Source organism: Petrotoga mexicana DSM 14811, from assembly GCF_002895565.1.
Classification (GTDB): domain Bacteria; phylum Thermotogota; class Thermotogae; order Petrotogales; family Petrotogaceae; genus Petrotoga; species Petrotoga mexicana.
Genome location: NZ_AZRN01000012.1, coordinates 96,726 through 111,302, shown reverse-complemented (window position 1 = coordinate 111,302; position 14,577 = coordinate 96,726). Strand labels below are relative to the sequence as shown.

The following is a 14,577-nucleotide window of genomic DNA, read 5'->3' as shown; positions in this document are numbered from 1 at the left end:
CTATTATTTTAAAAAAACCTCTCCACAGTAAATTTGTATATTTCTATTGGTTCATTTTTATAAATACCCGCTTTTAATTTTGTTATTCTCAATTGTTCTTCTACGGTATCAACTCCTTCTAGGTCAGGTAGAAGAACTCCTCTTTTGTAACCACTTTTAACAACTATTCCGAAGATTTTAGGATCTAGTTCATTAATATCGTTAACTTTTTCTAAATCCGATAGAACATCAACAGAAATAACTAGATCGTCTAATTCCTTTGGCGAAAGAGGAGGAAACCGTGGATCACTTGTTGCAGCAGCGATCGCATTTTCTCTTATCTCCATGATTAAATTATCGTAAACGGGCATAATGGTACCAATACAACCTCTCAATTCTCCAGAGCTTTTGTGAAGACTCACAAAACAACCTCTTTTTTTGTTAAATAAATCCTTTGGAAGAGTTTCATCAAAATCTATTTTTCTTTTTTCTTTTACATATGCTTCTATCACTTTTCTTGCCCAAATTACATATGGATGGTGTTCATTCAATATTATCACCTCTCAAATTTAAAAACGATTCAAGGCGAATTTCATTCAAAGACAAAAATAACATTTATTAAATTAGAAAGTAAACTTTATTTTTCATTGGTGAATTATAATATATTTTCAAACGACTACACTTCAAAAATAAAATAATAAATATAGTAGCAAGGAGAAAAATAAATATGGCAAAATATGCAAAAACAAGGTTTCTCTCTATCTTAGAGGCAGGTTCATACAACGCGTTTTTTATCGGTACACAAGGGTTTATTTTTACGACTCTTGCTCTATACTTTAACGCATCTCCTCTTTTTATATCAATAATGACCTCTTTTCCTATTATAGCACAGATGTTTCAGATTTTCTCTTCACGAATAAACCAATTCATTGGTTCCAAGAAGAAAAGCTTGATAATAAATGCGTTTATATCGAGAACTTTATTTGTTTTATTACCCATTTTCATCTTTTTTGATGTGAGATCTGAGTACATTATGTTAATTATTATACTTTTATTTTCTTTTTTCGGAACATTCGTAGGCAACACTTGGACAGTTTTGATTAGAAGCGTAGTACCCTTTGAGCAAAGAGGTAAATATTTTGGACTTCGTAATATTTTCGCTTCCATAACTGGTATAATTATGATGTATCTTTACTCTATGTTTTTAGAATTTCCAAATTTTAAAACAGGATTGTTGTTGGTTACAAGTTTTATGGCATTTTTCTCTGTTCTTTCAGCTCTTTTGCTGATGAAACATGAGTTTCCAGAAGAAAGCGAAAAAAATCACTCCGTTAACCTAAACATTTTTTCACCCTTTAAAGATAGAAACTTTAAAAATTTTCTCCTTTTTATGTTTGTTTGGAGTTTTGCCATAGAATTTGCAAGGCCTTATTTTGCCTATTATGAAGTGGCGATTTTGAATATAAATTATCAATTTCTTGGGAATATGGGAATAATAACTAGTGTTATCTCTATTTTTTTATATTTGTTTTATGGTATAGTAGCAGATAGATTTGGTAGTAAAAATGTTCTAAGTCTGGGGATTTTGTTGTCAACTTTTAGTCCGTTGATGTACTTTTTAATGAATACAACGAATTATAGGAGTATTGAATTATTAAATGCGATTTTTGCAGCCTTTGCGTGGTCGGCGATAAACTTAGCTATTTTTAACCTGCTCTTAGAAATATCCAAAGAGCCATCCGAAAATTATATCGCAGCCAACTCTTTTGTTGCCGGGATCGCAGCGATTTTTGGGTCGTTGAGTGGAGGTTTCTTAGCAAACCATCTTGAAAATATAGAGATTCATTTTATGGGGGACCCCTATCATGGGATTCAATTGATTTTTATTATAGGATTCATATTAAGGATCATATCTGTTATTCTATTAACTGAAGTTGAGGCAATGGAAAAGCCCATCAGATATAAAGGGATATTCTCACCCGAAGCAGCTTTGTTTAAAAGAAGAGAAATCAATTTTCCTTTTGATTTATTCAGAAGGAACAGAAGGAAAATCAAAAAAAGTGAACTTCCCCCTTCCGTTGATGTAGAAAACGAAGAGAAAAATCAAGTAGTTACAAATGACAATAAAGAAGATAAGGAATAAATTCAATCTTTGATTTAATAAAGCATAGAGTGTAAAATTAGATTGACACCATTCATCAAAAATTTAGGAGGTCGCATTAATGGATATTGGAAAAAGATATATGCCACACGAACTTGAAAATAGATGGTATAAGATTTGGGAAGAATCCCATTCCTTTGAGCCAAGACAAGGAAACGATAAGTTCAGTATAGTAATTCCGCCTCCAAATATAACTGGCAAAATACATATTGGTCATGCTTTAAATATCGTTCTTCAGGATATTTCTGTGAGATACAATAGAATGAAAGGGAAGGAAACAGTTTGGATACCCGGAGAAGATCATGCGGGGATAGCAACACAACATGTTGTTGAAAAATATCTTTTAAAAGAAGAAGGTAAAAGAAGAGAAGATTATACTAGAGAAGAATTTTTAAAAATTACTTGGGATTGGGCAAACAAATATCGTAATCACATACGTGAACAAATAAAAGCATTGGCAGCCTCTGTCGATTGGAGTAGAGAAAGATTCACTTTAGATGAAGGGCTCAACCAAGCGGTAAGAAAGGTCTTCGTTTCTTTGTACAATGAAGGTTTAATATACAAAGGAAAATATATAGTAAATTGGTGTCCTTCCTGTGGAACCGTCCTGGCAGACGATGAGGTTGAACACAGCGAAGAAAAAGGCAAACTTTGGTATATAAAATATCCTCTTGAAAATACTCAAAATTATGTAACTGTAGCAACCACTAGACCTGAAACTATGTTAGGAGATACAGCTCTCGCTGTTAATCCTTCAGATGAAAGGTATAAAAATTTGGTTGGAAAAATCGCTATTTTGCCAATTGTCGGAAGGAAATTGAAAATTATAGCGGATCCTTACGTAGACCCAAACTTTGGTACAGGTGTCGTCAAGGTTACACCTGCCCATGATCCCAACGATTACCAAATTGGTTTAAGGCATGACTTGGAAAGAATACAAATTATAGACGAAAATGCAAAGATAAACGAAAATGGCGGCAAGTACGCTGGATTAGATAGGTATATAGCTAGAGAAAGAATAGTCGAAGACTTGAAAAAAGAGGGATTATTAGAAAAAGAGGAAGATTATACTCATTCAGTCGGTCATTGTTACAGATGTGGCACCGTTATAGAACCTCTTCTTTTGGATCAATGGTTTGTGAAAATGAAACCCTTAGCAGAAAAAGCAATACAAGTAGTGGAAAATGATGAAATAAAATTTTACCCCGAAAGATGGAAAAAAGTGTATCTTAACTGGATGTATGAAATAAGGGATTGGTGTATATCAAGACAGCTTTGGTGGGGACATAGAATCCCAGTTTGGTATTGCCAAAACTGTGGGCATGTGAATGTATCCGTCGAAGACGTTAAAAAGTGTGAAAAATGTGGTTCTACGGATCTAAAACAAGATGAAGATGTACTAGATACGTGGTTTTCTTCAGCTCTTTGGCCTTTTTCTACCCTAGGATGGCCCGAAAAAACGGAAGATCTTAAAAAATTCTATCCAACCGATTTGTTAGTCACCGGATTTGATATAATCTTTTTTTGGGTTGCAAGAATGATAATGATGGGAGAAAAGTTCATGGGGGAGAAGCCCTTTCATGATGTTTACCTACATCAATTGATAAGAGACAAATATGGAAGAAAGATGTCTAAATCGTTGGGCAACGGTATAGATCCCTTAGAAGTAATTAACGAATATGGAACGGATCCTGTTAGATTTACTTTAGCAATTTTAGCTGCTCAAGGAAGAGATATTAAATTAGATGTTGGATCCTTCGATGCCTACAGAAAGTTTGCAAATAAAATATGGAACGCCGCTAGATTTGTACTCTTAAATATGGAAGACTACGAGAAAATTGTACTGAAAGAAGAAGATTTAAAAATCGAAGACAAATGGATTTTAACCAGATTGAATTCTACAATACTAGAAATATCCAAAGATTTAGAAGTTTATAACTACGATCAAGCTGCAAGAAAACTATATGATTTTTTCTGGAATGAATTATGTGATTGGTATATAGAAGCCTCAAAAAATAGGTTAAATTCGAGTGGTAAAGATAAATTGGTAGTACAAAATGTTATTCTGCAAGTCTTTGATTCTTCATTACGTTTATTACATCCTTTTATGCCTTATATATCGGAAGAACTATGGCAAAAATTGCCTATAGAGAAAGATTCAGAATTATTGATAAGCGCTAAGTGGCCAGAGAGTAACGAGAATAATATTTATCCTGAATCAGAAGAGGTATTCTTGAAGATTATGGAGTTAGTTAAGGGTGTAAGGAACGTTAAAGCCGAAATGGATATACCCCAAACACAAAAGGTTGACTTGAAATACAAAATTGTCGCAAAAAACAACGATTTTATAGAAAAAAACATAAGTTTAATTAAACATTTGGCTTTTTTGAAAGATATAACTCAAACTGAAGTGAAACCAGCAAAATCTGCCACTGCTTATGTAGATGAAAGTGTAGAAGTTTACATACCTTTAGGTGATTACATAGACATCGATACAGAGAAACAAAGGTTAACAAAAAAATTGGAAAAGCTAGCAAAAGATATAGAATTATATAATAAAAAATTATCAAATAAAAATTTCGTCGAAAAGGCTGATCCGGATGTAGTAGAAAAAACAAAAGAAGATTTGAAAGAAAGTGAGAAAAAATATCAAAAATTGCAAACACTCTTAAAGGAGATTAGTTAAATGGAATTTACCAATTTAGTTGATTATCTTTATCAAAGAGGAGCAGCAAATTTCAAGGTGAAATTAGGTCTCGAAAGGATAGAAGAATTAACTAAACGTATAGGATGCCCGCAGAATTCGTTCAAAAGTATACACGTTACAGGTACTAACGGAAAAGGAAGTGTTACCACCGCACTTTCACAAATTTTAAGATATAATGGAATGAAAGTTGGAACCTTTATATCCCCACATTTGGTTTCATTAACCGAGAGAATAAAAATAAATGGGGAAAACATTTCTGAGAGAGAATTTGTGGAGATATACAATGAGATTGAAGAAGAAATAAAAAAAATGGATCTGAAAGGTGAAGAATATGCACCATCATTTTTTGAAATAACAACAGCTATGGCCTTTAAGTATTTTGAAAAGCAAAAAGTGGATGTAGGAATCATTGAAGTGGGCTTAGGAGGAAGGTTGGATGCTACTAATGTTATCAATTCTGATGTCTCAGTGATAACCTCTATATCTAAAGACCATATCAAAACCTTAGGTAATACTCTTGAAGCGATAGCTTATGAAAAAGCAGGCATCATAAAGAAAAATAATTTTTTGGTATTGGGAAACATAGACGAAAGCCCAAAAAAAGTTATCTTAAATAAAGCTAAAGAAGTCAATGCAGAAAAGGTTTATGAACATGGAAAAGATTTTAATTCTACCAACCATAGATATTTTATTAACAATAATATGTTAGATTATTATGGTATCAATTCTGAATTTAAAGATCTGATTTTTGGTGCCAACGGGACGTTCCAAATGGAAAATGTTACAACATCTTTGGCAGTAGTAGAAGCGTTTATGCAAAAATTTGGAAAAGCTCTATCTATTGAGAAAATCCGAGAAGCTATGGCAAACTTTTATTGGGAAGGTAGGTTTGAGTACACAGAAATAAACGGTAAAAAGATAGTTTTCGACGGTGCCCACAATTTTGCTGCTGCCCAGCAATTAGAAAAAAGCATCAATCTTTACTTTCCTACTCAGAAAAAAATTGCCTTGATTGGGATATTGGATGATAAAGACTACAAAAAAATGTCACAAATTTTTGCTTCAGTTTTTGATAAAATTATTGTAACATCAGTTCCTACCGAAAGGGGAAGACATCCCGAATTAATATATGAAGAATTTAAAAAGCATTCCAAAAATGTTGAGTTTATAAAAGACCCTTCGGAAGGTTTCAATAAGCTTTTATCAGAAAAAAGTGATATTTATTTTTTCACTGGTTCTTTGTATCTCCTTGGAAAAATTAAAGAATTAATATCTACTAATTTAGTAGCATTGTAGATATCTTTTATCGAGGTATATAATATGATAAGAAAAATTAACGCAACAATTGAAGATTTTGAGGACGAAAAAGTTCTAATCAAAATTGGAGCTTTAACTCTGGAAGCGTATCCTTCGTTCAACGTTATAAGATACTTAAAAAAGGGTGACAAATACGATTTTTTTGCATCCCTTGAAACAAGCGAATGGAACACATCACTTTATATTTTTAAAGATAAAATAGAAAGAGATGTTTTTGAAAGTTTAAAGAAAGTTTCAAAAATCGGACCAAGAATTGCTTCAAAAATCCTTAGAAAAACGGATGCAGAAGAATTTATACAAATGATAAACTCCCAAGATACAACGCTCCTTTCAAACCTGCCTGGCATAGGTAAGAAAACAGCCGAAAGACTAATATCTGAACTTTCTGATTCTTTCAGTGCCTATTCAGCTGGGGTAGGCGCTCAATCGTATGGAAATAATAATGTAAAAGAAGCTATAGAAGCTTTAGAAACTCTTGGATTTCAAAGATATGAAATTATGAAGGTCATAGGTCAACTTGATCTAGAAGAACTAAAAACGGAAGAAATAATTAAAGAATGCCTTACAAGGCTGTAGGTAATTTTCTGGTGGGATTTGCGAAGCGAAGAGGCGCTAACAAAAATCTTTAGAAATTAAAAAAATTTCAAAAAAATCTTTTGATTTTAAAAGGGTCAAAGGGCGAAGCCCTCCACCCCTTGTTGGACTTAGGGACCGCAGGTCCCTTCCTTAAGAAGGTTGGGGAGAGGGGGTAGGGGCGCTAAAAATTATGAAAGGAGGAGGTAGATATAAAAGTATTAATACTTGCCGCTGGGCAGGGAAAACGAATGAAATCAAAGATCCCAAAAGTTGCACATAAAATTCTAGATAAGCCAATGATAAATTGGGTCATAGATGTTGCAAGAAAAATAACCGACGAAATCGGGATAGTCCTAGGAAATGGTAAAGATCTAGTAAAAGAATTGTTGGATGAAAATGTTAAAATTTTTGAGCAAAAAGAAAGATTAGGAACGGGTCATGCTGTACTCTGTGCAGAACAATTTCTCGATGATAGCGATATCTTGATACTTTACGGCGATGTGCCATTTATCTCTTACCAAACTTTAAATTCTCTCATTGAAAAACATTTAAAAGATAATAACAGTTCGACTATACTCTCAGTAAAATTAGAGGATCCAACTGGTTATGGACGTATAATAAAAAACGAAGATAAATCTGTTAAAATTGTTGAGGAAAAAGATGCCGATACTTTTGAAAAGCAAATAAAAGAAGTTTATACAGGAATTGCAGTTTACAAAGGAGAGCAATTAAAAGAAGCCTTACACCGTATCACCCCCCAAAATGCGCAAGGAGAATATTATTTAACCGATGTTTTTGAGCATTTGGAAAAAGTTGGTGTGGTAGAATTAGAAAATGAAACAGAGGTTATAGGTATAAACGATAGAATACAGTTAGCGCAAGCTGAAAAAAAGATAAGAAATGAAATTTTAAAGAAACATATGTTAAATGGAGTTACAATACAGGATCCAGATTCTACTTACATCTCCGTCGATGTAAATATCGGTCATGATACAATAATTTATCCCCAAACATTTATATACGGAAAAACGACCATCGGAGAAAATTGTGAAATAGGTCCATTAACAAGGATCAAAGATTGTATCATAGAAGACAATGTGAAAATAATTCGATCGGAATGCGAACTAAGTAGAATACAAAAAAATGTTTCAGTAGGTCCTTTTTCAAGGCTGAGAGAAGGAACAGAGTTGCAAGAAAACGTTAAAATAGGTAATTTTGTTGAAACTAAGAAAACTAAAATATCTTGCAACAGTAAAGCACAGCATTTAACTTATTTAGGTGACACTTATGTTGGAAGAAATGTAAACATTGGTGCAGGAACTATAACATGTAACTACGATGGTAAGAAAAAGAATAAGACCTTTATAGATGATGGAGCCTTTATTGGAAGTAACACCTCTTTAGTTGCACCAGTTAATGTTGGGAAAAATTCTCTTATAGGAGCGGGGTCTGTAATAACAAAAGATGTGCCAGACAATGCCTTAGCCTTAGCAAGGACGCATCAAATAAACAAAGAAAATTGGGTGTTAAAAAAGGATTCAAAAAATGTAGAGAAGGGAGTATAAAATGTCAACTAAAGAGAATCAATTCAAAGTATTTGCAGGAAACTCTAACCCTCCTTTAGCTAAAAGAATTGTAGAATACATGGACACAAGATTGGGAGACTGCGAAGTATCAACTTTTGCAGATGGTGAAGTAAATGTAAAAATTAACGAAACAGTCAGAGGATTCGATGTATATATAATTCAATCCATAGCTCCACCTGTAAATAATAATTTCATGGAGTTACTAATAATGATCGATGCTTTAAGAAGGGCTTCAGCTGCATCTATATCTGTTATAATTCCATACTTTGGGTATGCTCGTCAAGATAGAAAAGCGAGGGGTAGAGATCCAATTACTGCAAAGCTAGTTGCTAATTTAATTACAACGGCAGGAGCAACTAGGGTAGTAACAATTGATCTTCATGCCGAGCAAATCCAAGGGTTCTTTGATATACCAGTTGATAATCTGTGGAGTTTCCCAATTTTTTCAAAGTATTTTTTAGAAGAAATGAAATTGACACAGCACGACACCGTGGTAGTCTCCCCGGATGTTGGTGGCGTAAAACGAGCTAGAAAGTTTGCCGAAAAATTAGGATCTTCTTTAGCTATTCTTGACAAAAGAAGGCCCAAAGATAACGTTGCAGAAGTAATAAACGTAATAGGAGAAGTAGAAGGATCCAATTGTATAATATTCGATGACATAATAGATACTGGTGGATCTCTAGTAGCTGCTGCTGAAACTCTACATAACAAAGGTGCGAAGAAAATTATTGCTGCCGCTACACACGGGATATTTTCACTCAATGCTATTGAAAAATTGCAAAATTCAAGTATTGATAAAATAATTGTTACAGATACAATATATCATAAAGAATTGCCTGACAAGTTTGTAGAATTAAAATCCTCTGAACTTTTGGGAGAAGCGATAGTCAGAATAAGAAAAAATTTATCTGTTAGTATACTTTTCCGATAATTAACGGTTGGGAAGCTAGGCAAAAGGATTATTTTCTTTTCCTTATGGGTGGGGAGCGGGGCGAATCCCGTTTGGTGGTTTGTGCAAAAAATGTTTTTAAATAATTTTAATATTGAACTTGGGGATCTTAAGGGGGTTACCCCTTAGCGTCCCGGGACAAAAAAGCGCTAACAAACAACTTTTAGAATTTATAAAGTACTAATAAATAATGGTTAGGAGGTTATTGTATGGCAACAGTTTTCAAAATGGATGTTAATAGAAGAGATTCAAAGATCAAGGCCAGGAAATTTAGAAATGAAAAATTAATTCCAGCAGAAATATACGGCCCAGCTTTAAAGGAGAACAAACACATAAATATTCCATATAAAGAACTGGAAAGTATGTTAGAAAAAGTTTCTGAAACTACTTTGCTTGAGCTTAATGTAAAGGGAGAAAACAGCGAAGAAAAAGTGAGATGTTTCATAAAATCTGTTCAAAGGCATAAAGTGTCGGACCAACCAATTCACGTAGATTTTTATGTTCCAGAAGAAGGAAGAAAAATGCATTTAAGGATACCTCTAGAATTTGAAGGAGAGCCTCTTGGAGTTACACAAGGCGGTTATTTAAATACCTATGTCCATGAAATACCTGTCGCAATTCTACCTTCGGATATCGTTGATTCAATAAAGGTAGATATTTCTGAGCTAAAAATGGGCGAATATTTATCCGTTTCAGATATTAAAAATCTTCTTCCAAAAAGTGCGGAGGCCCTTCTAGAAGACGAAGAAATCGTCATTAGTGTAATAGAACCGAAAGCGGTAGAAGAAGTTACCGAAGAAACTGAGGAAACTGAAGAAGGAGAACTAACTGAACCCGAAGTAATAGAAGAAAAAACGCCTCAAGACATGAAGGAAGAATAAAAAGTGAGAAATTTGGTAATAGGTTTAGGAAATCCTGGCCCGCGTTATGTTTTTACAAAACATAACGTGGGTTTTTTAGCTTTAGATAAATATGAAGAAACCAAAAAAAATAGATCGAACATAAAAAAAATATCTGGTAAGAACTTTGAAGGCTTTACTATAGAAAACGATATTTTCATCAAACCGTTAACTTACATGAATGCAAGTGGAGAAGTGTTACCATATGTTTTTAAAAAATTTGGTAAAATAGAGGGAAGTTTATTAATAATTTACGACGATATATGGTTGGACTTAGGTGAAATTCGTATAAGAAAAAGCGGCTCTGATGGGGGACACAATGGATTGAAATCAATAATAGCCATTTTAAAAAGTACCGATTTCCCTCGAATAAGAATAGGTATCAACAATGGATACGAGCATGGATCTGGAAATTTGGCAAATTATGTTTTAAGTCCTTTTACCGAAGAAGAATGGGCCAAATTGGACAAAGTACTTGATTATGTTACTACCGCGATAGACTTGATTTTAGAAGGAAGAATAAACGAAGCGATGAATAAATTTAACAAAAAGATAATTTAGAACAGAGTTGGAGGAAGGAAATAAAGCAATGGACGAAGAAAAGACAATGTTAGTAAGTAAGGCTCTAGAAGAAATCAGAATAGCAATATTGGAAGAAGATAAATTAAGTGAAATTTTTTTCGAAGATTTTGAAACCGATAGGAATACGGGGAAAATCTTCTTAGGTATAATTGAAAATAAAGTCCCAAGTTTGGAGGCTTTTTTTGTAAACATTGGATTAGGAAAGAATGGTTTTCTAAGATACAGAGACGCTCTTGATGATCCTAATCAATATAACGTGGGAGACAAAATTCTAGTTCAGGTAAGAAAAGATGGGGGAACGAGAAAAGGTCCTCAACTTTCTATGCAAGTAAGTTTACCTGGTAAATATCTGGTATACATTCCAAATTCTGATGACAGTATTGGCATATCCCGAAAAATCCTCCAAGAAAAAGAAAGAACAAGATTGAGAGAAATTGCAAAAAAGATACTAATGGATAACGAATCCATTATATTTAGAACCAATTCTGAAGGAATAGACGAAAAAGAAGTAGAAATAGAATTAAAAGAAATGAGAAAAATATACAATAGTATTTTACAAAGATTTCGATCCCAAAAAAATCCTGGAGTTTTATATGAAGAAAGCGACTTTCTTGAGTACATATTAAGAGAGCGACTGGATTCTAAAACAAAAAAAATAATCACAGATGACAGACAAATTTACAGGAAACTAAAAAAAAGTTTGAAAGGCTTTGAACTAAAACCCAAAGTTGAGTATGTTAGAGGAGATGTTTTTCGGATCCATAATATATACCATCAAATGGAAGAGATCTTTACAAAAAAGATCGAACTATCAGGGGGAGGTACCATTACTTTAGATAGAGCAGAAGCTTTAACCGCCATAGATGTAGATTCTGCTGGAAATTTAGAAGGTAAGAACATTGAGGAAACTTCTTTTATTACAAACATGGAAGCAGCCAAAGAAATAGCCAGACAATTGAAATTAAGAAATATTGGAGGAATGATCGTCGTAGATTTTATAGATATGAAAGACTCTTCGCATAAAAAAACGATTATCAATATTCTTAAAGAAGAGACTAAAAAAGATAAATCAAAAGTTACCATTTTAGGATTCACAAACATGGGACTTTTAGAAATTATTAGAAAAAGAACCACACAACCTTTGGATACCAATGTGTATTCACAATGTCCATTGTGTCATGGAACGGGTAAAGTCATAGCCCCTTCTCTGGTGCATGGAAGATTAATAAAAGAATTGTTATCCTCGACCAAGGAAATAAAAAAAGAAAAAATAAAAGTAGTAGAAATAAATGCATTTCATAACCTCTCAGGATATTTAACCCCATCTTTGACTGAAGAACTGGAGAAAAAGTTAAACGTAAAATTAGAAGTATCTTTTAATTGGCAAAATCCTAATTCTTACAATATTAAATACAAAAAATAATTTGTTTGCAAGAAAGCGGTGAAAGTCTATGTTAAAGAAAATATTATTTTTTGCGATAATTACTCTTTCTATCTTTTTTTTCGTTTCTGGAATATACTTTTCTAATTCAAAAACCAACGATACTGTTGATTTTTTAAGTAGCACTTATGATAATCAAAAGGAGCCTCTAATACAGTATCTTTCAGATACGCAAGAAGTCATATCAACCAACAATCAATCCTTCTTCAAAAAAATCGATGAAAATGGGACGTATCTAACAAAAATAATTCAAACAAACAAGAATGAATATGTTTCATTGGCTATTAAAGGGAACCAGTACTATTTGTATTTCATAGACGAAGAAGGCAATATAAGAAAAGAAATGTTCATAGAAAGCGGTCAGGTAAGTATAAACGACTTTGTTTTTTTCAACAATGCTTTCACTCTAGTGGGACAAAAAAATGGAAAACCTTACATTTTAAATATCTCAAACAGTGGAGAAATGAACTGGTCTCTTGTTATAAATTATCAGGGAACCTTAAATACAATAAAAAACACCTCAGGGAGTTTCGTTGTTGGGGGATGGGTAATAACAAATGGTAACGGTCAAGCATACATCTCTGAAATAAACCTTACAGGAAAGAAAATTTGGGAAAACATGTATGGAAGAGATAAAGAAGAACAAATAGTTGATTTAGTAATTGATAACAACAGAATCATAGCCGCGGGTACTTCTAATTCTAATCCAGAAAAACAAAACGACTTATTAATATTAGAATATAGTAGAGAAGGTATATTGCTTTTTTCAGATGAATATGGGTATACTACCTTCCACGAAAATCCAAATAGTATAACCCAAGATAATGAAGGTAACATATATATAGGGGGATATTTAGCTACAATAAACGAAAAAGAGTGGAAAGGCTTTATAATGAAAATATCGAAAGAAATTGAACAAAAAGATAATCTCGAAGTTGAATACTTTGAAACGCTATCGATAAAATCACTTTCTAGGGTTGAAGAAGTAAAAGTTTATAACAATCAAATTTATTTGTTAGGAGTTTGTATTGATAATTGGCCGGATTATGATTTGTTTTTAAGAATTATAAATCCCAACGGGGTATTAATTGAACAGAAAATTTTTGGCACTAACGATCAAGAATTAATCTATTCTTTCGAAATATTACCTGCAGGGGAAATTTTAGGTACAGGGCAAGCTAAAGATTCAAATAACCAAGTTTATCCTTTGATTATAAAAACTGATTCATCATACGGAATACCGCAAAAAGAAAAACCCTGATTCTAAATCAGTATCAACGAAAGGAGAGTACATCAATTGAAACCATCAACGGTAAAATACCTATCAAAAAAAATAATGGCTTCTGGAGAAATTCCTCTCTTATGGGGACATTTTGGTGTAGGTAAAACGGATATCGCTAGGGAGATAGCAGAAGAGACAGGAAGAGAATTAATCATATTGATTATCTCTCAGATGGAACCCGGGGATCTGATTGGACTTCCTTCAAGAGGCTCAGAAAAAACTGTCTTTTTAAAACCTGACTGGTGGCCTAATAAAGATGAAGTAATAATAATGATCGATGAAATAAACAGGGCACATAGATCAATAAGAAATGCTATCATGCAATTATTGATAGACAGAAGAATACATAATCACATATTACCGGCTGGGGCATGGATCATGGGAGCAGCTAATCCTCCAGATGAAGAATACGACCAAGTAGATTTGATAACCGATCCTGCCTTCATGTCAAGATTCTTTCATTTAGAATTGTCTCCTGATGTTGATGATTGGATAAACTGGTCTAATCAAGAGCAAGTAAAAGGTGAAGTTATTTCTTTTATCAAAGAATATCCTGAATATCTCTCTTCCGATAATATAGTATCAATGAGACTCAATTTAAGGCCTAGTCCTAGAAGTTGGTATAAATTATCCAACGTTTTATCTAATTTATCTGAAAACGATATGAAAAAATATGGGTACGTTATTGCTGCCTCAATAGTTGGATCGGAAGCAGCAAGAGCATTTCTGTCTCATCTGGAAAATAAAGTTGAACTACCAAACCCTAAAGATTTACTAATCGAGGGTAAAAATCTTGAAAGAATTGAGAAATTGACCAATGAAGAAAAAGTAAGTCTTATTTTGAGAATAAATAATTACTTTGAATCATTAAAAGAGGAAGATATAGAACAATTATTATCTAATGGAGATCAAAAAACAATCGCAGAAAATGTAAAGAACATAAGTGTGTTCATACCTAAGGATGCTATGTTCTCTGTATTAAGATTTCTAAACGAAATGGTAGAAAAAAACAAAGGATTAAAAAAAGTCTTTTATGATAAACTTTTGGAAGAAATTGCCATTAAATTAGGAGATTCCACTTGGATGGAAGGAATTTAG

12 protein-coding genes are annotated in these 14,577 nt (G+C 33.1%); 11 read left to right on the top strand and 1 reads right to left on the bottom strand.

The annotated features are described in order from the left end of the window. Window positions 1–8 precede the first annotated feature (8 nt). Window positions 9–530, bottom strand: coding sequence for an AmmeMemoRadiSam system protein A (amrA, locus tag X927_RS03770; RefSeq protein WP_103076769.1), 522 nt, complete (start codon window positions 528–530; stop codon window positions 9–11). A 176-nt stretch (window positions 531–706) separates the two neighbouring features. On the opposite strand from amrA, the gene X927_RS03765 reads away from it, so the two are divergent. From X927_RS03765 to X927_RS03715, 11 genes are all read left to right on the top strand, one after another. After that, a complete protein-coding gene (locus X927_RS03765; protein WP_103076768.1) occupies window positions 707–2,122 on the top strand; it encodes an MFS transporter in 1,416 nt (471 codons plus the stop codon). Window positions 2,123–2,201: 79 nt separating this feature from the next. Beyond that, window positions 2,202–4,826 carry a valine--tRNA ligase gene (locus X927_RS03760; RefSeq protein WP_103076767.1) on the top strand — a complete coding sequence of 875 codons (2,625 nt, stop codon included), beginning with the start codon at window positions 2,202–2,204 and terminating at the stop codon, window positions 4,824–4,826. Continuing rightward, window positions 4,827–6,143, top strand: a complete 1,317-nt coding sequence (locus tag X927_RS03755; RefSeq protein ID WP_103076766.1) for a bifunctional folylpolyglutamate synthase/dihydrofolate synthase — start codon at window positions 4,827–4,829, stop codon at window positions 6,141–6,143. A 24-nt stretch (window positions 6,144–6,167) separates the two neighbouring features. Then, window positions 6,168–6,740 (top strand): Holliday junction branch migration protein RuvA, encoded by a 573-nt coding sequence (ruvA, locus tag X927_RS03750; RefSeq protein WP_103076765.1) that lies wholly within the window; start codon window positions 6,168–6,170, stop codon window positions 6,738–6,740. A 209-nt stretch (window positions 6,741–6,949) separates the two neighbouring features. Then, complete coding sequence (gene glmU, locus X927_RS03745) at window positions 6,950–8,305, top strand: bifunctional UDP-N-acetylglucosamine diphosphorylase/glucosamine-1-phosphate N-acetyltransferase GlmU (protein ID WP_103076764.1); 1,356 nt, start codon at window positions 6,950–6,952, stop codon at window positions 8,303–8,305. Window position 8,306: 1 nt separating this feature from the next. Further along, window positions 8,307–9,257 (top strand): ribose-phosphate pyrophosphokinase, encoded by a 951-nt coding sequence (locus X927_RS03740; RefSeq protein ID WP_103076763.1) that lies wholly within the window; start codon window positions 8,307–8,309, stop codon window positions 9,255–9,257. Between the two features lie 227 nt (window positions 9,258–9,484). Beyond that, window positions 9,485–10,156, top strand: a complete 672-nt coding sequence (locus X927_RS03735; protein WP_103076762.1) for a 50S ribosomal protein L25 — start codon at window positions 9,485–9,487, stop codon at window positions 10,154–10,156. A gap of 3 nt (window positions 10,157–10,159) precedes the next feature. Further along, window positions 10,160–10,735 carry an aminoacyl-tRNA hydrolase gene (gene pth / locus X927_RS03730; protein WP_103076761.1) on the top strand — a complete coding sequence of 192 codons (576 nt, stop codon included), beginning with the start codon at window positions 10,160–10,162 and terminating at the stop codon, window positions 10,733–10,735. A 28-nt stretch (window positions 10,736–10,763) separates the two neighbouring features. Further along, the gene (locus X927_RS03725; RefSeq protein WP_103076760.1) at window positions 10,764–12,179 is read left to right on the top strand and encodes an Rne/Rng family ribonuclease; all 1,416 of its coding nucleotides are present in this window, start codon (window positions 10,764–10,766) and stop codon (window positions 12,177–12,179) included. Between the two features lie 28 nt (window positions 12,180–12,207). After that, on the top strand, window positions 12,208–13,458 hold the full coding sequence (locus X927_RS03720) for a hypothetical protein (RefSeq protein ID WP_103076759.1): 1,251 nt from the start codon (window positions 12,208–12,210) through the stop codon (window positions 13,456–13,458). Window positions 13,459–13,494: 36 nt separating this feature from the next. Continuing rightward, entirely contained in the window at window positions 13,495–14,577 is a 1,083-nt protein-coding gene (locus tag X927_RS03715; RefSeq protein WP_103076758.1) for an AAA family ATPase, read from the top strand.